Source organism: Taklimakanibacter lacteus (genome assembly GCA_003576695.1).
In the GTDB taxonomy this organism is placed as follows: domain Bacteria; phylum Pseudomonadota; class Alphaproteobacteria; order Rhizobiales; family Aestuariivirgaceae; genus Taklimakanibacter; species Taklimakanibacter lacteus.
In genome coordinates, this window is sequence record QOZQ01000007.1 from 50432 (window position 1) to 76357 (window position 25926).

Genomic DNA, 25926 nt, shown 5'->3' on the forward strand with positions numbered 1-25926 from the left:
CCAATCGCCACTACATCAGCCTCCAATCGCCACTACATCAGAAGCAGGGCTCCGGATCGTGCGTCGCGGATCGCCATCGTGCGCCGCTATCGCCTGATCCACGGCCATGTCGAGCCGTTCCGATTCCGACATGGAATTCGGCCCCCGCCGCTTCTGACATTTCGAGTTCCGAATTGACCTTGCTCAGTCAATGTTCTTATTTTGTTCTCATGAAGTCAAGCAACGAAACCCGCAGATTTGCACCTTCCTGGTATCGTTGGAGCGGCTTTTTCAACGCCACCCCACATCTTATTAGCGTTGCGTCGTGCGTTTCTCTTTTGTGAAGCCCTTGTCTGTCGCCATGAAGCGCTGGAGCATCGGCGCGACCAGCTTGGCCGGATCGGGTGGTGCCGCCTCGCCAGAGGTCCGGGCGAGAATCTCCGCGTAGGCGACAAGATCGCGATGAACGGCAGCCGGCAGCTCGATGGTGATCTTGACCGGTTTATCGTCGGGGATGGCAGAGAGTCTCAGCTTGGTCATGACGGCTCCTTCGCGGCGCCGTAGGGCTGCATCACCAAGTCGCGATTCACGATGATGCGGACCGGGAAACCCGGCCGCACCGTGAGCGTCGGCTGGACGTTGAGCTGGCGGCGCACGATCTGCTGGCCGACGTCGGAGGCGGAATCCTGTGCGCTTTCGCGAATGGCGCGCGCGATCTCGCTCTCGTTGTCAATCGAGAGCTGGGTGCCGACACCGAGCAACGTCGAGAGCGCTGCGGCACGGAAGAGCTGACCCCAGTGATAGTCCACCTCGTCCTCGAGCCCGGAATATCCGCCGGCGTCGGCTCCCTGAAGGCGTTCCAGCACGATCGACGTGCCGTTGGGCATGACGACACGATTCCAGACCAAGAGAACCCTGGATTGCCCGAACGCGACCTGACTGTCGTACTGGCCGATGAGCCGCGCACCCTGAGGGATGAGAAGGTGCTTGCCGCTCGGGCTGTCATAGACGTGCTCCGTCACCTGCGCGGTGATCTGGCCGGGCAGATCGGAGTTGATGCCGGTGATGAGCGCGGCGGGAATGATGGTGCCCGCCTGCACGACATGTGGCGAGGCTTTCTCCTGCACGCGGTCGGGACTGACCGTGCGCCGATCGGCCGCTGCGTTGACGAAAGCGAGCTTGCGGTCCTGCATGTTCTGCCTGGCGCCCGGATCGAGCGGCGGCGTCTCGGTCTGCAGCGTCAGGCCGGTCGGATCAATACGGGTGGCATCAGGCGTGGCCGGTCGGGTGTCCGGCGCTTGCGCACCGCGGCTGTCGGTGAACACCTTCGCGACACGCGCCGACTCGATCTCGGCAAGGCGACGCTGTTCTTCCGGGTCGGCGCGTGGTGTTCGAACATCCGGCGCGATCACGGGACGGCCTTGCTCCTGCGCGCGCAGGATCGGTCGGCCGAGGTCTCCCGGCAGCGCCGGGCCAAGCTGCGGAACCCCGGAATAGTCCTTGGGCAGGCCGGCCAGCCCGTCGGCCGCGGTGCGGTTTTCAGTGTTGTAGAGTTCGGTCGTGGGCTGCTTGGCACGACGATTGCTGTCGAGTGCCCAAACGAGCGCGCCGAGGATGGCGACGGCGCTGACGCCGCCCAGGCCGATCAGCACTTTTCGGGAGAGGCGCGTGACGCGCGGCGGCTCCGGCCGCAAGCGGAGCTCGGCGCGGATGTCGCCGGAAGGCGGATTTGGCGCATCGGTCATCGGAACAGCCCCGCGCTGCGTCCCGGCCTGCCGTCCATGCGGACGATCCGTACGCGCCGCTCGCTGTCCTTGTCGCCGAGGCGCAGTTCGGCCGCAGCAAACAGCCGGTCGACGACATAATAGTTCTGGCGCGCGCGGTAGTTGACCAGCTCGGAATTACCGGACGGGCCGATGACGAAGAGCGGCGGCATCTCGCCCTGGCCGATACCGGACGGAAACTCAATATAGACCTTGCTGCCATCGTCGAAGGCGCGGAGCGGCCGCCACGGCGCGCTGTCGCCCTCGATCGCATAGCGAAAGTTGAGTTTGGAGATGTCGACGCCGGTGGCCACCGGCTGCATCAACGCGGCCTGCGTGTTCTGCCGGCGCAGCGCGATCAACTGGTCCTGCGGATACTGCCACGAGACTGACGCCATGTAGGTCTTCTCGGTCGAGCGCAGCTCCATGTGATAGGTACGCAGATTGGTGTTGATCACGAGATTAGTCTGAAGGTCCGGCCGCGTCGGCTTGACGAGGATATGGACCTGCTGGTTTTGGCCGGAGCCGCTGACGGTGTCGCCGACGATCCATCGCACGGTGTCGCCCGCCGCGACGGGACCGGAACCGACGAGCTGCTCGCCGGGCTGCAAGGCGATGTCCGTGACCTGGCCGGGCGCGGCGTAGACCTGATAGAGCGCGCCGGCCGCGAAGGGATAGACCTGCACCGCGTTGATGAAACCGTTGCGGACCGGTTGCATGCGTGCGGCTTCGTTGGCTTGCGCGATGCGCGCCTTAGGATCGGTGGGCTCGGGCTTCTGTTTGGCCGAATCGACTGGCTTCAACTGGCCGGGCAGCGGCAGCGGCTTCGGCAACTCGACCACCTTCACCGGACCGACCGGATCTGCGCTCAGCACGGCGGGCGCCGCGTCGTCGTAGTCGATGTCCGGCGGAATGAATTTGTTGGCACAGCCGCCGAGCGCCGTTGTCGACACCATTAGTGCGATCAACGCGAGTGAACGACGGCCTGCTCTTGCATACCTGCATCTCTTCCCTGCCCCATCCATCATCCCATCTCCTTCGACCAGTTGATTGCATTGACAAACACACCCAGCGGATTGGCGCGCAGCCTGTCGGCGGTGCGCGGCTGCTGGATCACGACGGTGAGAATGGCGGTCCAGCGTTCGGTCGCCGCGAGTTGCCCGTTCTCGTAGCGTCGTTCCTGCCAGGCGATGCGGAAGGAGTCCGGCGAGGCGCGGATGACGCTGGAGATCTCGATCGCGATCTGCTGCTTGCCGACCTTCGTGAAGGGATCGTTGGCGCGCGCGTAGTCGTTCAGCGCGATGGCGCCGCGATCGGTCGCGTAGTCGTAGGCGCGCAGCCAGTTTTGGCGCACGATGACCGGATCGGCCGGAATGCTCCGGACTTGCTCGACGAAGCGCGCGAGATGCCACGCGATCTGCGGATCAGTCGGCCTGTAGTCGGCAACAGCCGACGCCACGGCCTGTGCTTCGCCGAACTTGTCGACCTGCACGACCCAGGGAACGACGGTGCCTTGCGTCGATTGCCAGACCAGCGCGACAGCAAAGCCGCCGGCGAGCGTAAGCGAGCCGAAGGCCATGAGCCGCCAGTTCGCCGCCTGGACGCGGGCGGAGCCGATCCGCTCGTCCCAGGCTTGTGCTGCACGTTGATAGGGGGTCTCGGGTTCGGGCGTGCGCGCGTAACGCACGGAGGGTCGTCTGAAGAGATTCATCGGCGGTCGTCCTGATCGAGTGAGACATTCATGGAGCCGCCGCCGTGATCGCCGGAGCGGATCGCGTGGGCGGCGGCAGTGGCGCCGTGGCTCATGGTCTGGCCGCGCTTCATTCGAGTGGCCCAAGCCGGCGGGGCCGAGGACGCAGAAGCACCAGCAGAGAAAGCATTGCCAGCGGCCGAGGCCGAACCGGCGGCTGGCGACGTGCCGCCGGTTGCGGTCCATGCACCGGCCCGGCCGGCGCGGTAGCTGGAGCGAAGGGAGTCGGCGGCGCGCGACATGGCCTGCCGCACGGGCTGGACCGCAGCCGATGCGCCCGCCTTTGCGACGCCGCCGAGGCCGGCGGCCACGGCGCCCATGCCGCCCTGCCCTGACGTGGATGCCGCAAGGCCATAGGCGGTCGACGTGCTGCCGGCGAGATGCGCGCCGCCGCGCGCGGCAGCCGCTGTCATGCGTGCGCCGGCTCCGGCGACGCTCGCCGCGCCGCCCAAGCCTGCGCTCGCTCCCATGACCCCGGCCGCCCCGATGCCGGCGACGGCGAGGCCGGTGCCAACCGCCGCCCCTGCGCTGAGCTGCGGGGCACCGGAGACGAGGCCGGTGGCGATGCCGGGACCGAAGATCGACAAGCCCATCAGCGACAGGGCGCCGAGCACAAGCGCCAGTGCGTCGGTGATCGTCGGCGATCCGGAGAAGCCGGATGTGAACTCACCAAACAGGCCGGAGCCGATGCCGACGATGACGGCAAGCACCAATATCTTGACGCCGGAGGCGACGATGTTGCCCAGCACCTTCTCAGCGAGGAACGCGGTCTTGTTGAACAGCGCGAATGGGATCAGCACGAAGCCCGCAAGCGTCGTCAATTTGAACTCGATCAGGCTGATGAAGATCTGGACTGCGAGGATGAAGAAGGCGATCAGCACGATCGCCCAGGCGATCATCAACACCATGATCTGCACGAAGTTCTCGAAGAAGGAGATGTAGCCCATCAGGTCGCCGGCGGCCTTGAGGATGGGATTGCCGGCGTCGATGCCGACCTGCGCGACGCGGCCGGGCTGGAGCAGATCGGACGCCGAGAGCGACGATCCACCGGCCTTGAGACCAAGCCCGCTGAAGGATTGGAAGACGATGCCGGCAAGCCGGTTGAAATTGCCGATGATGAACGCGAAGAAGCCGATATAGAGCGTCTTCTTGATGAGCCGCTGAAGCACATCCTCGTCGGCGCCCCAGGCCCAGAACAGGCCAGCGAGCGTGATGTCGATGACGATCAGCGTCGACGTCAGGAACGCGACCTCGCCGCCGAGCAGGCCGAATCCGCTATCGATGTAGCTCGTGAAGGTTTCGAGGAAGCGATCGATGACGCCGGTATTGTTCATGGGCGCGGCCGCTCCCCTGCCCCGCCGAGGAAATGGCGGCGGCTGTCGGACCAGGCTTTCCTGCACGCAGGATCGTCGAGGGCGGCCGCGCCGATGTCGCGGCAGCGAACCAGTTCGCTGGATGCGGGCTCGTCGCCCCGAGGTTGAACGGTCTGGGCGGGAGCATCCTCGGTGCGGTCCGGGCGCAGCGCGATGGCGCACGCGGCCATAACGGCGGCGAATGCGAGGACGGCGAGCATCCGGGTAGCGATCTTCATATCCATGCCCACGCCCTCAATCGTGGAACATGCGGACCGTCGTGGGGCTGTAGGCGCTTCCTGCCATGAAGCGGCCGAACTGCTCGCGCGCCTGCTCCTGCGCGGCCGCCTGCCGTGACTTTTCCAAAGCGTCGGCGCGGCCCTGCGCGGCGAGCATCGCCGTGAGGTCTGCGAGTTGCCGTGCCTGGACGCCGAGAAGCTGGTTGCCGGCCTGCGTCGCCTGGAGCACGCCGACCGCTGACTGGCTGGCGCTGACCAGCGTGCCGGTCTGCGAGCGCGTCCCCTCGATGTTCCCGACCGCGACAGCGCCGGCCTTCAGCGAATGTTCGTAGGCCGACAGCGACTGCTGCCAGCGTTCTCGCGCCGAAACGACGAGCTGCTGGCTGGTCTTGTCGGACGCGAAGTTTTGGAAGGTCGAAGCGAACTGTTGCTCGATGGTCTGGACGTTGTAGGCAAGCCTCTCCGCCTCGCCCATCAGCCGCTGCATCTCCGAGAAGTTGCCTTGAATCTGCGAGAGCATCGACGTTGGTAACCTGGCGAGGTTTTTCGCTTGGTTGAGGAGCATCTGCGCTTCGTTGGCGAGCGAGGTGATCTGGTGGTTGATCTGCTCCAGCGTGCGCGCGGCGGTCAGGACGTTCTGCGCGTAGTTCGACGGATCGAACACGATCAGTGCCGTAGCCGGCGCGGCGCCATACGCAATGCCGACTGCGAGTGTGCCGGCGGCCAGCGCATTGCGCAGACGGGCGGATCGGGACATTTCCTTCATGGCAAGTCCTCCTGTTCGGTCGGATTGACGGGAACGGACCCGCCCGCGGTCGCGGACTGGTCGATGACATTGGTGAGGTCGGGAGTGAGATCGGCCGCCCAGGCGAGGCCGTTGGCGTGAAGCCAGGCTTCGAGAAAGTATGGCCCCGGACCATCGCGCAGCAGCTCGTCGATCAGTGCATGCGCGGCCTTGTCGGACGATGCGCAGAGCGCGAGCGCGACAGACCCAAGGCCAAGCTCGAACAGGCGATTGCCACGTCGCGACTGACAGTAGTAATCGCGCTTCGGGGTCGCCCGCGCGATGATCTCGATTTGCCGGGCGTTGAGTCCGAACCGCTCATAGACGGCGGTGATCTGCGGTTCGATGGCGCGCTCGTTGGCGAGGAAGATGCGCGTCGGGCAGCTCTCGACAAGGACCGGCGCGATCGGCGACGCCTCGATGTCGGCCAGCGACTGCGAAGAAAAGACGACGCTGACGTTCTTCTTCCGCAACGTCTTCAGCCATTCCTTGATCTTGTCGGCGAAGCCGCCGTCATCGAGTGCGCGCCAGCCTTCGTCGATAATAAGTAGGCTCGGCCGTCCGTCGAAGCGGGCGTCGATGCGGTGGAACAGATACGAGAGGACGGCCGGCGCGGCCTTGGTGCCGACAAGTCCTTCGGTCTCAAAGGCTTGGACGTTCGCCGTGCCGAGATGCTCATGCTCGGCGTCGAGCAGCCGGCCGTGCGCGCCGCCGATGCAGTACGGCCGCAGTGCCTGTTTCAGTGTTGAGGACTGCAACAGGACCGTGAGGCCGGTAATGGTGCGTTCTTCAATCGGCGCAGAGGCGAGCGAAGTCAGCGCGGCCCAGATGTATTCCTTGACGTCCGGCGTGATGGTGACGCCTTCGCGTAGGAGAATGTCGACCAGCCAGTCGGCGGCCCACGCCCGCTCGGGGACGTGATGGATGAGAGCTAGCGGTTGGAGCAAGACAGAGGTGGACTCCGCGTCCTCGGCGAGCGAGCCGCCGAGGTCCTGCCAATCGCCGCCCATCGCGAGCGTCGCGGCCCTGATGCTGCCGCCGAAGTCGAAGACGAAGACTTGGCTATTGCGATAACGGCGGAACTGGAGCGCCATCAGCGCGAGCAGCACGGACTTGCCCGCCCCGGTCGGCCCCACGATCATGGTGTGGCCGACATCGCCGACATGGAGCGCGAAGCGGAACGGCGTCGCACCTTCGGTCTTGGCGTAGAACAGTGGCGGGGCGCCGAGATGTTCGTCCCTCGCCGGTCCGGCCCAGACCGCCGACAGCGGCATCATGTGCGCGAGGTTGAGTGTCGAGATCGGCGGCTGACGGACATTCGCATAGGTCTGGCCGGGGATGGAGCCGAGCCAGGCTTCGATCGCATTGACGCCTTCGACGATGCAGGTGAAGTCACGGGATTGAATGACTTTCTCGACCAGGCGCAGCCTCTCGTCGGCGACGGTGCGATCGGCGCCCCACACCGTGACGGTCGCGGTCACATAGCATTCGCTGACCTGATCTGAGCCGAGGTCTTGCAAGGCAGCATCGGCATCGGCGGCCTTGTTGGCGGCATCGGTGTCCATCAACACCGATTGCTCGTTCGTCATCACTTCCTTCAGGATCGCTGCAACGCTCTTTCGCTTGGCGAACCATTGCCGGCGGATTTTCGTGACGAGTCGCGTCGCATCGGTCTTGTCGAGCATGATCGCGCGCGTCGACCAGCGGTACACGAACGCGAGCCGGTTGAGGTCGTCGAGGATGCCGGGGAAGGTCGTGCTCGGGAATCCGATGACGGTGAGCGTACGGACATGAAAGTCGCCAAGCCGCGGCTCCAGCCCGCCGGCGAGCGGCTGATCGGCCAAGATCGCGTCAAGGTGCATCGGCGTCTCGGGCACGCGCACACGATGGCGCTTGGTCGAGATGGTCGAATGCAGGTACGTCAGCGTCTCCGAGTCATCGAGCCATTCGGCTTCCGGCACGAAACCTTCGACCAAATTGAGCACGCGGTCGGTACGATCGACGAAACTCTTCAGCAGCTCCCATGGGTCGACACCGCTGTGCTCGCGGCCCTCGTAAAGCCAGGCTTCCATGCGCGACGCTTCCTCAGCCGGCGGCAGCCAGACGAAGGTGAAGAAGTAGCTCGACTCGAACAGGACGCCTGAGTCCTCGAACTGTTCGCGTCGCTCGATGTCGAGAAGTGCGGAGGCGGAGTCCTGAAACAGGCTCTCCGGATAGTCGGTCGCGGGATGGCGCTGCGCCTCGACGAAGATCGCCCAGCCGGAGCCGAGACGGCGCAGGGCGTTGTTGAGGCGCGCGGTCGTGCCGACCAGCTCGGCCGGCGTGGCGCTGTCGAGATCGGGACCCCGAAACCGCGCCGTCCTTTGGAACGATCCGTCCTTGTTGAGAACGACGCCCGGCGCGACCAAGGCGGCCCAAGGCAGGAAGTCCGCGAGCTGCGCGCTCTTCTTCCGGTATTCGGCGAGGTTCAGCATCGGCGCACCTCACACGTCCATATGCGCCGGGTAGCGCAGGTGCCGGCGGCCGACGTCGACGAACTGCGCGTCACGCTTTGCGGCCCACACGGCGGCGAAGTGCCCGATCGCCCAGATGACGAGGCCGGCGAGCCACAAGCGCAGTCCGAGACCCACCGCGCCAGCAAGCGTGCCGTTGGCGATGGCGACCGTGCGGGGCGCGCCGCCGAGCAGAATCGGTTCGGTGAGTGCGCGATGCACCGGCGAGAAGAAGCCGCGGACGTCTTCCTCCATTAGACCAGCGCTCCGCCGCCAAAGCTGAAGAAGCTGAGGAAGAAGGAACTGGCCGCGAAGGCGATCGACAGGCCGAAGACAATCTGCACCAGCCGCCGGAAGCCGCCCGCGGTGTCGCCGAAGGCGAGCGTCAGGCCCGTCGTGATAATGATGATGACCGCCACGATCTTGGCGACCGGCCCCTCGATGGATTCGAGGATCTTCTGAAGCGGCTCCTCCCACGGCATCGAGGAGCCGGAGGCATGGGCTGGCGCCGCCATCAGCAACGTGATTGTGGCCAGCGCCGTCGCTGCGGCAAGGCGGCGGCGAACACGAGACAAGGCAAGTCGGGTCATTCAGAGTCTCCTTTCGAGGGCTGTGGGGATGGGAGCAGCGCATTGAGCGTGCGGTAGTCGCCGGTGGCCGGATCGAGCCCGTCGACATGGGCAATCTCGGCGAGGCGCCGTTCGGCGCCGCGGCCGGACAGCACAGCGACGATGTCGATGGTCTCGGCGATGAGCGCACGCGGAACTGTGACGACAGCCTCCTGAACGAGTTGCTCCAGCCGCCGCAGTGCGCCGAGCGCTGTGTTGGCGTGGATGGTTCCGACCCCGCCGGGATGCCCGGTTCCCCAGGCTTTGAGCAGGTCGAGGGCTTCACTGCCGCGCACCTCGCCGACCGGGATGCGATCGGGACGCAGGCGCAGCGACGACTTCACGAGATCGGAGAGCGAAGCGACGCCGTCTTTGGTGCGCAATGCCACGAGATTTTGCGCCGCGCATTGCAACTCACGCGTATCCTCGATCAGCACCACGCGGTCGGAGGTCTTCGCCACCTCCGCCAGCAAGGCATTCGTCAGCGTGGTCTTGCCGGTCGAGGTGCCGCCGGCCACGAGGATGTTCTTGCGCCGCTGGACCGCGAGCCGGAGCACGTCGGCCTGCGCCGCCGTCATGATGCCGGCCGCGACGTAATCGGCGAGCGTGAACACGGCGACCGCGGGCTTGCGGATGGCAAAGGTGGGCGCCATCACGACTGGAGGCAAAAGACCTTCAAACCGCTCGCCGGTCTCCGGCAGCTCGGCCGAGACGCGCGGGCTGCCGGGATGCACCTCGGCGCCGACATGATGCGCGACCAGGCGCACGATGCGCTCGCCATCCGCCGGAATCAGCACGTCCTCGGTGGCGACGAGTCCTTCGCGCAGCCGATCAACCCAGAGCCGCCCGTCGGGATTCAACATCACCTCGACGACGGCGGGGTCTTCGAGGTAGCGCGCGATCGCCGGGCCGAGCGCCGTGCGCAGCATCCGTGCGCCGCGCGACAATCCTTCGTTGTTGTAATGATGCGCCGACATCCCGCCCCCATTCCAGCCATCCGCAAGACGGTCGGATGGCGACGGGGACAATCAAGAAAGGCAGGAATGGCACGCGGGCAACAGGATTTATTTGAAAATTCGTACTTCGTCGTAGCTCATCGTAGGGCGTCGAAAAAATACTTGAAGTGTTCGGCGCTGCTAGCGATTTCCGTTACGGCTTGAGAACAGATCACGGCCGAATCAGCATGGCCTCCTTGAAAGCATTGCGTAGCGTATTGAGCACCGGATTGATGTTGTCCGGTTTCCAGCAGACGATATAGCCGAGCCGCGTGGCCCCGTTGCCGTCATGCAGGGGTCGGAAGACGACGCCGAGGCCGGTTAAGCCCGACGCGGATTCGCATTGCAGGCTGATACCCTTGCCGCTGCCGACTTCGCTGAGAATATTGTCGCGGTTGAGACGCAGGGTAACTATCTCGGGATGATCCGACGGCGCCGCCAGATGACGGAGCAGGATGTTCCGGATATCCACGCCGGGATCGTGATGGCTGATGATGAAACGCTCGCCCTTTAGCTCTGGCCAATAGATGACGGGTTTGTCCGCAAGAGGATGGCCTTGCGGCAGCGCGACCACGAGATGTTCCGACCAGAGCGCGAGGGAATCGAAGACGGCGCACTTGCCGGGGTCGCCCAGGATGAGCGCCGCATCGACCCTTCCGGAATGAAGGCCGGCGATTATCTCGGCGAACGGCGCCTCGAGGAGCTCAAGGTCGATGTCACGATAGCGCTCGCGGAAGTCGTCGATGAATGCGCGCAGCGCGCCTTGCGAAAGCGATTTGTATAAACCGACGACGATGCGCCCCAGCGTGCCGGCACCGCTTGCTCTCGTGCGCTCGGCAAGACGGTCGAAGTCCTCAAGAATGCGGCGCGCCTCGATGACAAATGCCTCGCCGGCCGGTGTCAGACGTGCCCCTGCGGTCGAACGAACGAACAGCTTGACCCTAAGTTCCTCCTCGACCTCCTTGATGCGCTTGCTGATGATCGGTTGCCTGACATTGAACTCATGCGCAGCGGCGCTGAAGCTGCCATTGCGGGCGCTGGCAACGATATAGCGGAGATGGCGCAAGTCCATCCTTATCTCCTTGACGGCGTGGCGGCTTGTGGTTTGCCGACCCTTGCTTTTGGTCCTTCTACGATGCTCTCCCAGTTCGGGGACCTAGACGATTTGGCCGCGCCTCTTCGCTACCAGGAGCTTGACATCCCTCGACGATCTGCATGACGAAAACGGCGATGACGAAAGGAATTCCTCGTTGAAACGAGAGCAGGACAGGCTTGCCTCGTCTTCGGCGTCGTTGCCTCCCGATGCGATCACAGCCGCAGGGCATTGTTTGGCCAACAATATGGCTGACCGTCAGTCAAAACAAGCGTATCAATTTCAGACGGCAGCCAGATAAACAGGGATACGAAAGCGCAAGTGCATTCTGAGCGTCGACGCCCTAAGATCATGACCGTCAGTCAATACCGAATTGGTGGAGATACGCATAATGTCCTCGGCGGCAGGTAAGAAGCCCAGAACTAAACCTCCCGAGGCACGCCGTGAGGAGTTGATGGACGCCGCTCAGGCTCTTTTTCTCGAAAAGGGCGTCATGCAGACGACAATTGAGCAGATCACCGTCGCCGCAGGCGTCGCAAAGGGCACCTTCTATCTGCATTTCTCTTCGAAGGAAGATGTGCTGGTAGCGCTCCGGCGCCGCTGGCTCGCGACGTACTCGGCCAGAATCCAAGCGGCGGTCGACAAAAGGCCCAGTGCCGATTGGCCGGGCAAGTTGCGGGCCTGGGTTCGGGCCGCCGTAGACGGCTATTTCGAGACCGTGGAGATCCACGACCTCGTATTCCATGAACCGGTGCCCGCCTCGACGAAGGCGATTCCAGTTGGTGAATCGGCGCAGCAACTCGCGAAGTTGCTCGAATTGGGGAACAGGGCGAATGCCTGGGCGATCGATGATTGTGCATTCGTGGCCGCGTTCTTTTTCAGCGGGTTTCACGGAAGCGTCGACTATGAGACTTCAAAGCAGAAGCCGGTGGGACGATCGGCGTTGGTGAAGCGGCTGCAAGAGTTGATGTTGCGGACGGTTCAGCCAATCGGCGTCACACCGGTCTAGCCTTGGGAGCCGCCAACCTCATGCGCGACCTTTCACGTCGACAACTTAGGCGACCTCCGCCTCGGCCGTCGCCAGGAACCGCGCATAAGCACCTCCGCGCCCGACAAGATCCTCGTGACGGCCATGTTCTGTAACGGCACCGTCTTCTAGGACAATGATGCGATCCGCGCTACGAATGGTGGATGGCCGATGAGCGACGATCAACACGGTTCGATCTCGCTGCAACTGAGCTATCGCGGCCTGGAGGGCATGTTCGTTCTCGGTATCGAGATTGGAGACAGCCTCATCCATCACAAGGATTGGAGCGTCCCGGAGAAAGGCACGAGCGATCGCGATGCGTTGACGCTGACCGCCCGAAAGTCGAGCGCCCCGCTCGCCACATTGCGTCTCATAACCATCAGGCAGCGTGGAAATGAATTGATCCGCTTGAGCCAGCCGGGCGGCCTCGCGAACGGCTTCGGCGGAGGCGTCTGGCCTTCCAAGGCGTATGTTGTCGGCGATGCTGGCGTCGAACAGGTGCACATCCTGCGGAACGACCGCCACTAGTGAGCGCAGCACGCTGATCGGCATTGCGCGAATATCGATGCCGCCGATGGTAATTCTGCCCTGGAGCGGATCCCAAAACCGCATCAGCAGGTTCACGCAACTGGTCTTTCCCGCGCCGGAGCGCCCGACCAGCGCGACGGTCTCGCCAGGTGCGACTGAAAAGCTGACATCGCGAAGCACTTTGCGTTCGCGATCGTAGCTGAACTCGACGCGCTCGAAGCGAATCTCGCTTCCGCCCATCGGCTCCGCCTGCCCCTCATCGCGAACCCGCGACTTCTGGTGAAAGATGGCCAGCACCCGCGTCGCGGCCGCCCTTACCTCGCCCAAGTTGCGCGCGTTTCGCGTCACCTCCGCGATCGGCAGCATGGCGGCGGCGGGGAGGACGATGATCATCGGCAGGAGGTCAATGCTGATGTGACCAGCCTTCACGAGCAGAACGCCGACCGAGATGGTCACCAGGACCGCGCCGGCCAGAAGAAAGTCGTTGGCGGCGTGCTCCAAGCCCGATCGCGTTCCGTAGCGCCGCTGCGCGTGCGCAACCAAGCCCGCCTGCGCCATCAACCGTTGGAGTCGCGATCGGACCTGCCCAAAGATCACGAGCTCACGCAGCCCCTGGATCGTCTCGACAACATCGCCATTGAGCGTGCCGATCGCTTCAGAGACCAGCCGCCCTTGCGCATCGGCCCGCCTGCCCAGCCAAAGCGGAATGGAGGCTAGCAGCGGGAGGAATGGGAGTAGCGCCAAGGCTGCCGCCCAGTGGACAAAGGCCAGGCACACCAACGCGCCGAGCGGAACGACAATGGCGCTCACATAGTCGCCGAGCATGTGCGCGTAGAAGAGTTCAGCGAGGCTGGCGTCGGTGGCCGCGATCGACGCCAGCTCGCCGGAGCGCCGTCCGAGGATTTCCGCTGGGGCTGCCCGCTCCAGGCCATCGAAGACCCCAAGTTGGAGCGTCTCCACGAGCGCGTAAGCCATGTCGTGTGCGACATACATATGGAGCCAGCGCGCCGCGGCCGTCACCACTACGGTCGCGCTCAGGATCACGGTGGTCGGCAGAAGCTGTCCTCCCGTGAGGGCAAGGCCGGCAAGTCGCGCGCCAACAACGAGGCTCGCGACGGTAGCGGCCTGGGCTAGAACGCAGAGCGCGACAGTCAGGATCAGCAGAGTCCTGTGAGACTTCAGCAGTGGGATCAGTCCGAGGATGCCGGTCTGGTCCCGATGTCCAGCAAGGGGTAGTGAGCGAACGGCAACGGTAGAGGTCGTCACGCGGCTTCCTCCTGCATCTGAATGAGCTGGGCGTAGAGGCCGGTCCGTCGGGAAAGTTCGTCGTGGGAGCCGCTTTCTACGACGATGCCTTGATCCAGGACCAGGATGCGGTCCGCGTCGACGACATTGGACAGCCGGTGAGCGATCACCAGTGTCGTTCTTGATCGAGCGAGCGCTGCCAGCTCATCCATGATGGCGGCCTCGCTTGCAGGGTCGACGTTCGACGTGGCCTCGTCCAGAATCAGGATCGGAGCGTTCTTGAGCAGCGCCCGGGCTATGGCGATGCGCTGGCGTTGACCGCCTGAGAGTTGCGCTCCGCGCTCGCCGATCTCCGTCGCATAACCCTTGGGCAGGCTTTGGATGAAATGATCGATGTGCGCCGCCTTGACGGCCGCCTCGATCTCCTCCCGAGTGGCGCTGGGCTTGGCGATGCGAAGATTGTCTTCGATCGTGCCGTGGAAAAGGAACGTGTCCTGCGAGACGACGCTGACCAAGCTGCGCAGGTCGTCCAACGCCATCTGTCTAATGTCCAGCCCGCCGATCCGGATCGTCCCCGCCTCGGGATCGAACAGGCGCAGAAGCAAGGCCGCGAGCGTCGTCTTGCCGGCGCCTGATCGGCCGACTACCGCAATCGTTTCTCCCTGATCGATATGAAAGGACAAGTCACGCAATGCCGGTTCGCTGGTGGCCTCGTAGCGGAATGTCACGCGCTCGAAGGCGACATCCGTGCGGCCTGGACGAGGATGCGTTCCGCCATCGTGGATCGCAGGCTGTTCGGCTAGCAGGTCCAGGATCGGGCCCACGGCACCACTCGCCGACCAGGCCGTATGGAACGCGTTCTCCAGCCGATCGAGCGGCCGAAAGGCTTCTCGCGCGAGCATCAGAGTCATGAACAGAACAGTCGGCGTCACCTGTCCCGACGCCGCACGCCAGGCGTTCAAGCTCAAGACGGCCGCGACGCCCCCTAGCGACAAGAATCCGGTTATCCCGCTGCGCATGAGTGTGAGCGACAAAGATGTCATGGACTCGCGGCGGAGTATTGAGGCGCGTTCGGCCAGGGAGCGACGGCGACGCTCGGCTGCGTCGAATAATTTCAGCGTCACGATGCCTTGCAGGCTATCGAGAAAATAAGCGTTGAACGCGCCGAGCGCGGCGAACACGCCCGAGGACGAAGGCATCCGCCAGCGCAGCCAAGCTTGGTTGGCGAGCACCAGAATGACGATCGAAGCCCCAAGGCAAACCGCGGACTTCCAATCGACAATCAGCAGGCAGAGTACTACCCCGGAGCAGCCGATCCATGCCACGAAGATCGCTGGCAGATAGCGGCTGTAATATGCCTCAAGGGCCTCGACACCGGCGACGATAGTGGCCTGAAGGTCGCCGGTCTGATGGCGGATTAGATGACCGGGTCCAAGCTGCACGAGTTTGTCCAGCAAGCGCTGCCGCACACGTTCTTTGGTCTTGCGGCTGATCTCCTGGGCCGCGAGCTCGGACAACCAGAGAAGAACCGCCCGGATTGCCGCTGCCGCCGCGGCGGCTGCAATCCAAAGGAAAATCTGGCGGAACCCGCGTTGCTGGAACGTTGCCGCCAAAGCGAATGTCAGCGCCAAGCCCTGCGCCACATAGCTGGCGACAACGGCGGTTCCGAGAACAATGCCTGTCACCAGCGAACGGGTGACGTGTGTGGCAAGGGCCAGAATGGGTCGGTTCATACGAGCACCTGACAAAATGCCCAATGATATTGACTGACGACCGGTCATTCGTCAACATAGATGCGAATTGTTCGCAGGTCGCAGCTGCCGCAAATGCGTTCCGACGAGGTGTTGAAGCCTCACTTGAGGCGTCCGTTGCGTTTCCTCGCTGCCTGAGCGGAGAGCGCCCCGTCCAAGTTGACACGCATGCAATGTTATATCATTACATATCCACGATGACTGACTCTCGGTCATAATATTGCTGAGCTACTGGGTCTGTCAGAAGGTTGGGGGCACCATGTTGCGTTTCGTTAGTTCGTCCTGTGCCGTGTCAGCAGCTATCGCTGCATCGACGCTTTCGGCCTTTGGGCAAGATGCGGTGACTCTTCCGGAAATCGTCGTCACGACCAGGCGCGCCCAGCCCGCTCCCGCGCAGCGATCCGCACCCGCCCAGCCCGCGTCGTCGCAGGCACCTTCCGTGCAACCACAAGACGCCGTCGAGCAGGGCGCAAGCCTCGTCATCAATCAGCCGGAAAGCGTCTCTGTGGTGCGGCGACAGCAGATTGAGCAAACACCGGCACAGTCGATTGACGATGTCTTGCGCACAACGACGTCTGTCAATCTTGGGTCTGGGGATGCTGCTTCCTACCAGATTCATCCCCATTCAAATACGATCTCCATGCGCGGACTCGGAGGCACTCGAGCGCTCGTTTTGCTGGACGGGGTGCCATTGAATGACCCGTTCGTTGGTTTTGTGCAATGGAACCGCGTGCCGTTGGAGAACATCGAGCGCGTGGAAGTCGTGCGCGGAGGTGGCTCGCCGCTATGGGGCAACTACGCGATGGGCGGCGTGATCAACATCATCAGTAAGACACCGGATAAGAATGAGGTGTCGGGAGAAGCCGGATACGGCAGCTACGGCACGTACCGTGTCAATGGGGCCGCCTCCTACGTCGCTTCAGATGCTCTCAAAATCAGAGGCAATGTCAGCCAGTGGGGGACCAACGGCTTTCAGCAGGTGGCGCCCAGTTACGGCCCGATTTACGTTCCTACATCGTTCGATGCGTTTAACGCGCAGTTGAGTGCTTTTTTCAATCCTGATCCGAGCCTGCATGGCTATGTGCGGTTCAACGGCCACCGCAACGATCAAACCCTGCTCACAAGGCTCAGCACCAACAATCAGGAGATCTACGATTTTTCCGGCAGCGTGACCAAGACCATCGGCGCCTCCGATGTCACGCTGACCGCCTTCCATCAGCACACCAATTATTCGAACGCCAATACCAATACGCCGTCCGGCGTACCGGCCGGCTTTGGTGAATACGTGCAAAATCGCCATACCAATCCGACGGATTCCACCGGTGCTTCGCTGCTGTGGTCGACGCGGATCAACGACGTGTTCCGACGTGTCACCCTCGGCGCCGATGTCCATAGTATCGCCGGCCAGGATACGGCCGACATATTCGCAGAGAACGGCACGCAGGTTCGAACCGACATCGGACGTGGCAAGCAGCGCTTCCTGGGTACGTTCGCTCAGTTCGATATATTCCCGACTGAACAGTTGGAAATGCTCGCGAGCGTCCGCTACCAGAATTTTTTGAACTACGATGGCTTCAATGGCGTGACCGGCGCTGGGGCCGTGCCAAGCACATCGGCCGACAGCGTCGATCCTCGTCTGTCGGTCCGCTATGCGCTTACGCCGAATTTCGCGTTGCGTGCGGCAGCCTATACGTCGTTTCGCGCCCCGACCCTTAGCGAACTCTATGGCTCGTTCAGCGTGCCATTTGGCATCTTTTCTGGGAACTCACAGCTCAAGCCGGAGAAGTTGAAAGGCGCCGAGGCCGGTTTCGACGTGAAACGGGGACCGATTCTCGGCCAAGTCATCGTGTATACGAACGAGATTACGGATTTCATCACGAACAGGAATCTCGACCCCTCCGAACTGCCTCCGGGATTTTTCTTCGGCTCTCGCAAGATCAACGCGGGAAAAGCCAAGTCGGACGGCCTGGAAGCCAATCTTGAGTGGTTGATCATGCCGGGCCTGAGAGCGAACTTCGGCTACAATCTCTACGACTCCAAGATTGTGGAAAATCAATTCGAGCCGGGGAGTGTCGGCAAGCAGCAGGCCGGCATTCCGCTGCAGATGGCGACCGCTGGCTTGGCCTATAGCGATCCGCGCGGATGGCGCGCCTCGGCGCGCGTGCGCTGGCTCGACAGGTCGTGGGGCGACAACCTCAACACGCTGCCAATCGATTCGCACTTTGTGGTCGACGCTTCATTTGGCTACAAGCTCACAAAACAAAGCGAGTTGTTCTTAAACATACAAAACCTGTTCGATAGGAGATATATCGCAGACAACAGCGGTATCTATCCTCCGCTGTTCGGCACGCCGTTCTCGGTTTTCGGCGGAATGCGGGCCACATTCTGATGTCCCGAGCGCCAACCCGCGGCCAGCTCTATGCCATGTTTTGGCGGTGGCACTTTCTGGCGTCCCTGTTGGTCATTCCCTTTGTGTTGTGGCAGAGCACGACCGGCACGCTCTATCTCTGGTCGGAATGGTGGATGGATGTGAGCCGCCCGGAACTGCGGTTCGTCGAACCGTCGGCTGCGCGGGCACCGCTGCGCGACCAAGTCGCGGCGGCACTTGCAAGCTCGCTGCTTGTACCAGCGACTGCCGCGCGCCCGGCCCACTCTCACGGCGCAACAGATTCATCGCCTGCTGCGGCCGGCGCTGTCGGCGATCCACAGAACGGGATTCCGGTGGACAGCATCATCGTCGCCGACGATCCCCATCGCAGCACGACCGTCCTGCTGCAGAGCAGCAGCGGACTTTCCTACCCGGTGTTCGTCAATCCGTACGACGGGCACGTCCTAGGCACCCTAAAGCCGACCGAATGGTTGCCCGGTCTTAGTCGCTCTCTGCACGGTGGATGGCCATTAGGCAAAGCCGGGAGTTGGCTGCTTGAACTCGCCGCATCTTGGGCGATCGTCATGATCATAACCGGCTTGTACCTCTGGTGGCCGCACGGGCGGAGCCTTCGTCAAGCGCTGTGGCCCCGTTTCAGCGCCGGACCGCGAATCCTTCTCCGCGACCTGCACGCTTGCGTGGCCGTGCTGTTCTCGGTTGTTTTTCTTTTCTTCCTGATTAGCGCGCTTCCGTGGACAGCATTCTGGGGCGAACAAGTGCTGCTGCGCGTGCAGATGGCGCTCGGCCAGGAGAGCCCTGCTGGCTTTTCGCCCGGTGGCGCTTCGGCTACGCAAATTGCGGCTGCTTCCCCTTCCCTTGACGAGGCCGTTGCCACAGCGCGTGCCCGTGGCGTCAAGGGACTCCTTGAAATACGCCTCGCCCCCTGGCCGGGTGCGCCATGGTTCATGACCAATCGGACGGCGAGTCTCGCTGACGATCGGACCGTGCTAGGCGATACCAGAAGCGGCGCGATCGTGGGTGACTTTCGCCACGACGATCATCCGCTCATTCCACGGCTGGTCGCTGTCGGCATTCATGTGCATCAGGGCGACTTTGGCCCGGTCAATCTGTGGCTCAATACCGCGTTCGCGTTATCGCTCGTGTGGCTGAGCATCACGGGGATAGCGTCATGGTGGATTCGCCGGCCGAAACAGGCCTTGGGCGTACCGCCCAAAGTGCGTGTGCGATGGCCCCGCCCGCTGGTCGCTGTCGTCGCGACCATGTGCCTCCTGCTGCCGATCTTTGCGGCATCTGTCCTAGCCGTTGCCGGCATCGAAAAACTCGCGCGGGGATTTTGGAGCAGTCCTGAAGGTGAGCGCTGTTAGGAGTATTACATGCTGTCAACCGAACATCTGACCAAGCGCTTCAACGGCCTAACGGCGGTCGACGATCTCTCTCTGAGCGTCGCGCCCGGTGAAATCTTCGCGCTGCTCGGCCCCAACGGCGCCGGCAAGACGACAACGATCAATTGTTTCCTCGGCTTCCTCACGCCTGACCAGGGTCGGGTGTTGGTTGACGACCTCGATGTTGGAACGCATGCGCTCGAAACCAAGCGACGCCTTGCCTACATTCCCGAGCAGGTCAACCTTTACGGCCATTTCTCCGGCGTCGAGAATCTCGCCTATTTCAGCGAGCTTGCCGGCGCGAGCCATGACGATGCGGCGCTGCGACAATTTCTGTCCGAGGCCGGCCTGCAAGCCGATGCCCATGACCGCCGCGTGAGCGGCTATTCGAAGGGCATGCGACAGAAGGTCGGCATCGCCATGGCGCTCGCCAAGAGTGCGAAGGCACTTATTCTCGATGAACCGACGAGTGGCCTCGACCCCAGCGCGTCGCACGAGTTCACCGTCTTGCTGCGGCGGTTTGCTGCGAGCGGCGCCGCCGTGCTGATGGCGACCCACGATCTCTTTCGTGCCAAGCAAGTCGCAAGTCGGGTCGGCATCGTCCGTCACGGCAAGCTCGTGCATGCGCTCACCGCAGCTGAACTCAGTCACACCGATCTCGAGAAGCTCTATCTCGAGACCATGGAGTCCTGACAGCCATGATCGCGACCATCGCTCGCAAGGAATTCATCGAGCTCATCCGTGACGGCCGGTTCCGTTGGGCCGCCGCTATTGTCTGGGCGCTCTTGGTAACGGCCCTTGTGGCAGGCGGTTACTATCAGCGCGATCTGGTCACGCAGCAGCGCGCGGCGCAAGCCGCCGAACAGGCGCGGTGGTATGCGCAAGACCCGAAGAATCCGCATTCAGCCGCCCACTATGGTCTCTATGCCTTCAAGCCGCGCCTTGCCCCGGCGTTTCTCGACCCAGGCGTCGAGCCCTATACGGGGATCGCGGTCTGGCTTGAAGCGCACAAGCAGAACGAGCTGATATTTCGACCAAGTGAAGACGCGACAATTGCGCAACGCTTCGGCGACATGACAGTCGCCCTCGTGTTGCAAGTTGTGCTGCCGCTCGTCATCATCATGCTCGGATTCAGCGCGTTTGCAGGCGAGCGGGAGCGTGGCACGCTGCGCCAACTTCTCAGCTTGGGGCTGAGGCCGCGCGACCTTGTCACCGGCAAAATGCTGGGTTCTGCCGCCGCCCTGGCGCTCATCGCAGGGCCGGCAGCGCTGCTAGGCGCAGCGACCCTCGCATTGATCGGGCCGGCTGGTGGCGAATTGCGATTTGCCCTGCTGGCAGTCGCCTATCTGCTTTATCTTGGCATCTTTCTGCTTCTCACTCTGGCCGTATCTGCGCGGGCACCCTCGTCGCGCTTTGCACTGGTGGTCCTGCTGGCGTTTTGGGCGGTGAATTGCTTGCTTGCACCCCGCCTGGTGGCCGATTTCGCCGCCGAACGTCATCCGCTGCCGGAGGCGGTCTCGTTCAAGGCCCGAGTGCAAGCGGCGCTGCACGACCCAGCCGCTACGTCGGCAATGATGAAAGCCCGGACCGCTGAACTGCTTAAACAGCACGGCGTGACGCGCGAGCAGGATCTGCCAGTCAATCTCGCGGGCTTGAGCCTTCAGGTCGGCGAGGAGCATGGCTACGAGGTCTTTGACAAATTCTACAATGAACTCTACGCGCCGATGGAAGCGCAAAACCGCCTGTTGCAGCGCGCCGCTGCATTCTTCCCGCAGCTCGGTCTCCAGGCGATCTCGATGGGGCTTGCGGGCACTGATCTCGCCCAGCATCGCGATTTCACTCGCGCAGCGGAAGAGCATCGGCGTGTGGAACTCAAGATCATCAATGATGACATTCTTGAGCATCCCGTAAAAGCCGGAGACATCCATCTCGGCGATCGCGGACTGTGGGCGAAAGTACCGGCCTTCCACTATCAGGCACCCGACATCGGCTGGGTGCTGTCAAACCACGCGCTCACACTTGTCCTCCTCCTTCTCTGGTTTGGATTCGCTGCCTGCCTCGCCTGGACCGGTGCGGTGCGACTCCGCCCGCTATAGGTGATTCCATGTTCAAGACCGTTTTTCGGTGGGAGCTTCGGGCACTGCGACGGGATCCTGCATTTTGGGCAGCGCTGACTTTTGGCATTGTTGCACTTGGCTTCGCGCTTACCAACGGCGAACGCTGGCGTTCGCATTTGGGCGGCGTGCGCGCTGCGGCTGCACAGCAGGACGTCTCGGCGCGCGAAACTGCTCGGGCGACAGCGACTCGTATCAACAGTGGACAGCAACCTGCGTCCTTCTTCGATCCGCGTAACGCTCTTGTTTATGCGAATTACCTCATGTCGCATTACGCAGTCTTGCCGGCGACGCCACTTGCGGCGCTTGCCGTCGGCCAGAGCGATCTCCTGCCGTCGGCTCTGCCGCTTACCCCTGGTCGCCTGCCTTCACTCGCGGACGGTTCTGAGCCGGAGAACCCCCATCGTCTTCTGATCGGCCGTTTCGACCCTGCGTTTGCAGTGATCTTTTTGTTTCCGCTACTGATCATAGGACTGAGCTACGCGTTGCTCGCGGGCGAGCGGGAGCGCGGCACTCTGACGCTCATGCTGGCGCAACCACTGACGCTGCAAGCACTGCTCGTCGGCAAGCTAGTGCCTCGAATCCTGCTGATCGTTGGATTGCTGCTGGTTTTCGCTGCGATTTCGGCAGCTAACGTGCCTGTTTCGGCTTGGCCGCGCCTCGCGATTTGGTTTGCTGTCGCTATCGCCTACACTGCTTTCTGGTTTGCCTTGACTGCGGCAGTCGTGACTCGGCGCGGCAATACGGCCACGCACGCAGTGACGTTGGCGGCCGCGTGGCTGACACTGACGCTGTTGGTGCCCACGCTTGTCAATCTTGTCGTCAAGACGATGGTTCCCGTGCCCTCGCGGGTCGAATTGATCCTTGCGTCGCGTGCCGCGACCGATCAAGCCACTGCCGAGCGTAGCAAGCTTCTCGGCGCCTTTTATGAGGACCACCCGGACCTTGCTCCTGCCGGTGGTGATGGCCTACACGGCGCAGACTTCATCACGCTGCAGTTGGTGACTGGCCAGAGGGTCGAGCGCGATCTTGCGCCTGTCCTGGCTCGTTTCTCTGATCAACTTGCCCGCCAGCAGCGCCTGGTGGAGAAGCTGCAATACCTTTCACCGGCATTGCTCGCGCAATCGGCATTCGCCGATGCAGCAGGAACAGGTCCGGCTCGCTACGCTTGGTTTTTCGAGCAAGCACGCGCACATCATTCGGAACTACGAGCGTTTTTCGAGCCGCGAGCGTTGCGCAAAGAGAAGTTTGCCGCATGGGATGACGTACCTGGATTCTATTACGTGGAGGAACCGATTATCTCTGTCGTCACGCGTCTTGCGCCTGCCGTCGGAGCACTTCTCTTTGTGGCCCTCGGCTTTGGTCTTCTAAGCTGGCTGGCGCTACGCCGCCAAATTGTCGCGTAGTCATGTGCACTTTCCTTATCGATTACGCGGGCTCTACAGCCTTTGTCAAAGGAGCCCACGAGTAATGAAAGGGCGAAAGAAGTTCGGCAGAGCGCTTCTTGCTGCAATGCTGCTCCTCAAAGGCGACGGCACACCGGCCTGGTCGCAAGACCAAACACAAGAGCCGCCCGTCGTTTCCTCGCCTCTTGGACCCGCCGCAGCGACTCTGCCCTCAGAACCCAAGACCGAGCCGCCGGCGAGGCCTGAGCCCCCTGCTACGGCTTCGGCGACGCTGCCCCAGGATCTTTCCCCGTGGGGTATGTTCGTTCAGGCCGACATCATCGTGAAGGCGGTGATAGTGGGACTGGCGTTTGCTTCATTGGTGACCTGGACGATCTGGCTCGGCAAGGGCCTTGAGCTTGCCGGCGCCAAGCGCAAGGCGCGCAGCGCAACCCGAAAGCTGCAGCGCGCCGACAGTCTGTCCGAGGCGCGCCAGGCGATCGATGCGGGCTGGACCCGCTCAGGCCCGGTCGCCAATCTCGTCCACGCCGCTGACCGGGAGGTCGAGCGGTCCCCGAATCTTTCCGCGGAGAGCGTCAAGGAACGCCTTGCCATTGCGCTGTCGCGCATCGAAGCAAGCGCCGGTCGCAGCATGGCGCGCGGCACCGGCTTACTCGCCACCATCGGTGCGACCGCGCCGTTCGTCGGCCTGTTCGGAACCGTGTGGGGTATCATGAACGCCTTCATCGGGATCTCGCAGTCGAAGACAACAAACCTTGCCGTGGTGGCGCCCGGTATCGCCGAGGCATTGCTGGCAACCGCGATCGGCCTCATCGCCGCGATCCCGGCGGTGATCATTTACAATGTGTTCGCTCGTGCCATCGCCGGCTACCGCGCGTTGCTCTCCGATGCATCCGGTGAGGTCCTGCAGCACCTCTCCCGTGATCTTGAACGGGATCACGTGGGGGCGACGCGACAGGCTGCCATCGACCAGCCGTCCCGGCCGACGGCACTACGACCTGCGGAGTAGCGCCATGGCCGTCACGCTCAAAGACCCCCAAGATGGTGACCTCGCCGAGCTCAGCGACATCAATGTCACGCCGTTCATCGACGTGATGCTGGTTCTGCTCATCATCTTCATGGTCGCCGCGCCCATTTCGACTGTGGACATTCCGGTCGATCTGCCGGTGTCCAATACGCAACGGCAGCCGCGGCCGGACAAGCCGGTGTTCCTGACCGTGAAGCCGGACCTGACACTGGCGCTCGGCAACGGAGATGTGCGCCGCAGCGCGCTCCAGGCCACGCTCGATGGGCAGACCAACGGCGATCGCGAGCAGCGAGTCTTTGTCCGCGCCGATGGCGTCGTCGCCTATCGCGAGTTGATGAACGTCATGAACCTGCTGCGGCAGGCGGGATATCTCAAGATCGCGCTGGTAGGCTTGGAGGACACCGGCCAGTCGACACCGCCACCGGCTCAACCTCCGACGCAACCGTGATTGACTGGCGCGATCCAGATAGTTGGCCTGACCGTAAGATTACAAAGCTTTCCATCTTACGCTGGACCGTTGCGGTCGCGCTCGTCATCGCTGTACATGGCGCCGGCGCCTGGCTCGCGCTGCATTGGCGACCGGCGCAGGCCGTCGACGGCGGGCCGCCCGAGGCTGTCATGATCGAGCTCGCCCCGCTCGCGGTTGCACCAGAGCCGACACTGACCGACGTCGCACCCGGACCGCAGGTCACGGAGACGCTCCCCGATCCGACGCCCGATCGGCCAGAGAAGCCCCCTGAAGAGGTTCGTGAGACGCCGGCACCCATCGTTGAGGAAACGCTAAAGCCGATCGAGGAGACGTCCGCGCCGACACCCCCGCCGCAGGTCGAGATCCCAAAGCTGCCCGAAAAGGAAAAGGCTGAAGCCGCGCTCACGCCGCCGCCGAAGGCGCAGAGGCAGGAACGTAAGCAGCCACCGCCGAAACGCACGGCCTCTCCGCGCACGAGCGCGCCGAGCGTCAGGGCGCAACAGCGCGCAAACCATATAGCCGCCCCGACCTCGAGCGCGGCGCAGGTCCCGGCTGCCGCGGTGGCCACCTGGCGAAGCGCGCTAATGGCCCACCTCAACCGCAACAAGCGCTATCCTCCGGGAGCCACACAGGGGGTCGCGTCGGTCGTCTTTACCATCGACCGCGGCGGTCGCGTCGTCGCTGCCCGCCTGGCCCGCTCGTCCGGAGATGGAATCCTCAATGCTGAAGCCGTCGCTCTTGCACGACGGGCCAGCCCTGTCCCCGCGCCCCCTGCAGGAATGGGAGGCGGAACTCTCTCAATCTCCGTGCCAATCAGATTTGATCGACGGTAGAAGCAGAGATGGTAGTGCCTGTGAATGACGGTGCAAACGGCAAGATTGACTTTGGCCTTACGGTGTCTCCGAGACGCTATTGTGGCCATTTTATTGTGGGTGGTCGCGAATAACAGACCTGTTCGGCAGCATGAGCTTCTTGGTCGAAAGCATACGCCGGCCGGCGCAACCATGCAGTAGTCGATCGCGCCCGTTGCGACGTGGGGCCAACCGCGACACGCGCGGCGCGATAGCGATCAGATTCGACGTTTTTCCACCTATTAACCGTTATCTTCAGGAATTTCCTGTCGAAGTTTCGGACCTTTGGCGAGCCGGCGTCCTAGCGCTTCGAGGAATTTATCGTAGCGCTCGCCGCCCTTGGCGTGGGCGGCGGCCTGTGCGCTTTCCGGCAAGGACGCTGTCGATGTCAGCCAGGCGCGAATGAAGATGGCGAAGGCTTCGTTGGTGATGCCGATATCGCGCTCAAGCCTCTGAATGATGCGGTCGATCCGATCGAGACGCTTGGCGATCGCTGCTTCCCGGCGCTCCTCGGCATCGGGCGAGAGGAAGGAGACGATAGCTGCCTCGGCAATCATCGATCGCGACTGCTCACGGCGGTCGGCGTGGTCGTCGAGGCGCAGCGAGATGTCCGGATCGAGATAGACGGACAGCCGCTTCTTCTTGCTGGGCCGCCCCGTCTTCTCGCGATACTGCGACATGA

24 protein-coding genes are annotated in these 25926 nt (G+C 63.0%); 9 read left to right on the top strand and 15 right to left on the bottom strand.

The window, feature by feature from the left end:
* Positions 1-291 precede the first annotated feature (291 nt).
* From DT068_RS15125 to DT068_RS15180, 12 genes are all read right to left on the bottom strand, one after another.
* Positions 292-519: a DUF2274 domain-containing protein gene (locus tag DT068_RS15125; protein WP_119390705.1), complete on the bottom strand. Its 228-nt coding sequence runs from the start codon at positions 517-519 to the stop codon at positions 292-294.
* A complete protein-coding gene (locus DT068_RS15130; RefSeq protein ID WP_119390706.1) occupies positions 516-1724 on the bottom strand; it encodes a TraB/TrbI/VirB10 family type IV secretion system protein in 1209 nt (402 codons plus the stop codon). The genes DT068_RS15125 and DT068_RS15130 overlap by 4 nt, the downstream gene beginning before the upstream one ends.
* Complete coding sequence (trbG, locus tag DT068_RS15135; RefSeq protein ID WP_438816437.1) at positions 1721-2698, bottom strand: P-type conjugative transfer protein TrbG; 978 nt, start codon at positions 2696-2698, stop codon at positions 1721-1723. The genes DT068_RS15130 and trbG overlap by 4 nt, the downstream gene beginning before the upstream one ends.
* 68 nt (positions 2699-2766) lie before the next feature.
* A complete protein-coding gene (trbF, locus tag DT068_RS15140) occupies positions 2767-3453 on the bottom strand; it encodes a conjugal transfer protein TrbF (RefSeq protein WP_119390708.1) in 687 nt (228 codons plus the stop codon).
* On the bottom strand, positions 3450-4826 hold the full coding sequence (trbL, locus tag DT068_RS15145; RefSeq protein ID WP_119390709.1) for a P-type conjugative transfer protein TrbL: 1377 nt from the start codon (positions 4824-4826) through the stop codon (positions 3450-3452). The genes trbF and trbL overlap by 4 nt, the downstream gene beginning before the upstream one ends.
* A complete protein-coding gene (trbK-alt, locus tag DT068_RS15150) occupies positions 4823-5089 on the bottom strand; it encodes a putative entry exclusion protein TrbK-alt (protein WP_119390710.1) in 267 nt (88 codons plus the stop codon). The genes trbL and trbK-alt overlap by 4 nt, the downstream gene beginning before the upstream one ends.
* A 10-nt stretch (positions 5090-5099) precedes the next feature.
* Complete coding sequence (gene trbJ, locus DT068_RS15155) at positions 5100-5849, bottom strand: P-type conjugative transfer protein TrbJ (RefSeq protein WP_119390711.1); 750 nt, start codon at positions 5847-5849, stop codon at positions 5100-5102.
* Positions 5846-8341, bottom strand: a complete 2496-nt coding sequence (gene trbE, locus DT068_RS15160) for a conjugal transfer protein TrbE (RefSeq protein WP_119390712.1) — start codon at positions 8339-8341, stop codon at positions 5846-5848. The genes trbJ and trbE overlap by 4 nt, the downstream gene beginning before the upstream one ends.
* Before the next feature lie 9 nt (positions 8342-8350).
* On the bottom strand, positions 8351-8614 hold the full coding sequence (locus tag DT068_RS15165) for a VirB3 family type IV secretion system protein (protein ID WP_119390713.1): 264 nt from the start codon (positions 8612-8614) through the stop codon (positions 8351-8353).
* A complete protein-coding gene (locus tag DT068_RS15170) occupies positions 8614-8949 on the bottom strand; it encodes a TrbC/VirB2 family type IV secretion system protein (protein ID WP_119390714.1) in 336 nt (111 codons plus the stop codon). Before DT068_RS15170 ends, DT068_RS15165 begins: the two co-directional genes overlap by 1 nt.
* On the bottom strand, positions 8946-9944 hold the full coding sequence (gene trbB, locus DT068_RS15175; protein ID WP_119390715.1) for a P-type conjugative transfer ATPase TrbB: 999 nt from the start codon (positions 9942-9944) through the stop codon (positions 8946-8948). The genes DT068_RS15170 and trbB overlap by 4 nt, the downstream gene beginning before the upstream one ends.
* Positions 9945-10134: 190 nt before the next feature.
* Positions 10135-11034 carry a LysR family transcriptional regulator gene (locus DT068_RS15180; RefSeq protein ID WP_119390716.1) on the bottom strand — a complete coding sequence of 300 codons (900 nt, stop codon included), beginning with the start codon at positions 11032-11034 and terminating at the stop codon, positions 10135-10137.
* 475 nt (positions 11035-11509) lie between these two features.
* On the opposite strand from DT068_RS15180, the gene DT068_RS15185 reads away from it, so the two are divergent.
* Positions 11510-12064 (top strand): TetR/AcrR family transcriptional regulator, encoded by a 555-nt coding sequence (locus DT068_RS15185; RefSeq protein WP_162914213.1) that lies wholly within the window; start codon positions 11510-11512, stop codon positions 12062-12064.
* A gap of 45 nt (positions 12065-12109) precedes the next feature.
* Here the strand turns inward: DT068_RS15185 and DT068_RS15190 are convergent, their stop codons facing one another.
* Both DT068_RS15190 and DT068_RS15195 read right to left on the bottom strand, forming a co-directional pair.
* Positions 12110-13876, bottom strand: a complete 1767-nt coding sequence (locus DT068_RS15190) for an ABC transporter ATP-binding protein (protein WP_119390718.1) — start codon at positions 13874-13876, stop codon at positions 12110-12112.
* Positions 13873-15588 carry an ABC transporter ATP-binding protein gene (locus DT068_RS15195; protein WP_119390719.1) on the bottom strand — a complete coding sequence of 572 codons (1716 nt, stop codon included), beginning with the start codon at positions 15586-15588 and terminating at the stop codon, positions 13873-13875. The genes DT068_RS15190 and DT068_RS15195 overlap by 4 nt, the downstream gene beginning before the upstream one ends.
* A 277-nt stretch (positions 15589-15865) precedes the next feature.
* Here DT068_RS15195 and DT068_RS15200 point away from each other — a divergent pair, with 277 nt between their 5' ends.
* From DT068_RS15200 to DT068_RS15235, 8 genes are all read left to right on the top strand, one after another.
* Positions 15866-17995, top strand: a complete 2130-nt coding sequence (locus tag DT068_RS15200) for a TonB-dependent receptor (RefSeq protein WP_119390720.1) — start codon at positions 15866-15868, stop codon at positions 17993-17995.
* Between the two features lie 35 nt (positions 17996-18030).
* Positions 18031-19359: a PepSY-associated TM helix domain-containing protein gene (locus tag DT068_RS15205; RefSeq protein ID WP_368904777.1), complete on the top strand. Its 1329-nt coding sequence runs from the start codon at positions 18031-18033 to the stop codon at positions 19357-19359.
* Between the two features lie 9 nt (positions 19360-19368).
* Entirely contained in the window at positions 19369-20070 is a 702-nt protein-coding gene (locus DT068_RS15210) for an ABC transporter ATP-binding protein (RefSeq protein WP_119390722.1), read from the top strand.
* 5 nt (positions 20071-20075) lie between these two features.
* A complete protein-coding gene (locus DT068_RS15215; protein ID WP_119390723.1) occupies positions 20076-21473 on the top strand; it encodes a DUF3526 domain-containing protein in 1398 nt (465 codons plus the stop codon).
* Between the two features lie 8 nt (positions 21474-21481).
* Positions 21482-22897 carry a DUF3526 domain-containing protein gene (locus DT068_RS15220; RefSeq protein WP_119390724.1) on the top strand — a complete coding sequence of 472 codons (1416 nt, stop codon included), beginning with the start codon at positions 21482-21484 and terminating at the stop codon, positions 22895-22897.
* 64 nt (positions 22898-22961) lie between these two features.
* Positions 22962-23906 (top strand): tonB-system energizer ExbB, encoded by a 945-nt coding sequence (exbB, locus tag DT068_RS15225; protein WP_368904744.1) that lies wholly within the window; start codon positions 22962-22964, stop codon positions 23904-23906.
* 4 nt (positions 23907-23910) lie between these two features.
* Positions 23911-24372, top strand: a complete 462-nt coding sequence (exbD, locus tag DT068_RS15230; RefSeq protein WP_119390726.1) for a TonB system transport protein ExbD — start codon at positions 23911-23913, stop codon at positions 24370-24372.
* Positions 24369-25226: an energy transducer TonB family protein gene (locus DT068_RS15235; protein WP_119390727.1), complete on the top strand. Its 858-nt coding sequence runs from the start codon at positions 24369-24371 to the stop codon at positions 25224-25226. The genes exbD and DT068_RS15235 overlap by 4 nt, the downstream gene beginning before the upstream one ends.
* A 260-nt stretch (positions 25227-25486) precedes the next feature.
* On the opposite strand, the gene DT068_RS15240 is transcribed toward DT068_RS15235, so the two are convergent.
* Positions 25487-25924: a CopG family transcriptional regulator gene (locus DT068_RS15240; RefSeq protein WP_119390728.1), complete on the bottom strand. Its 438-nt coding sequence runs from the start codon at positions 25922-25924 to the stop codon at positions 25487-25489.
* Positions 25925-25926: the final 2 nt, after the last annotated feature.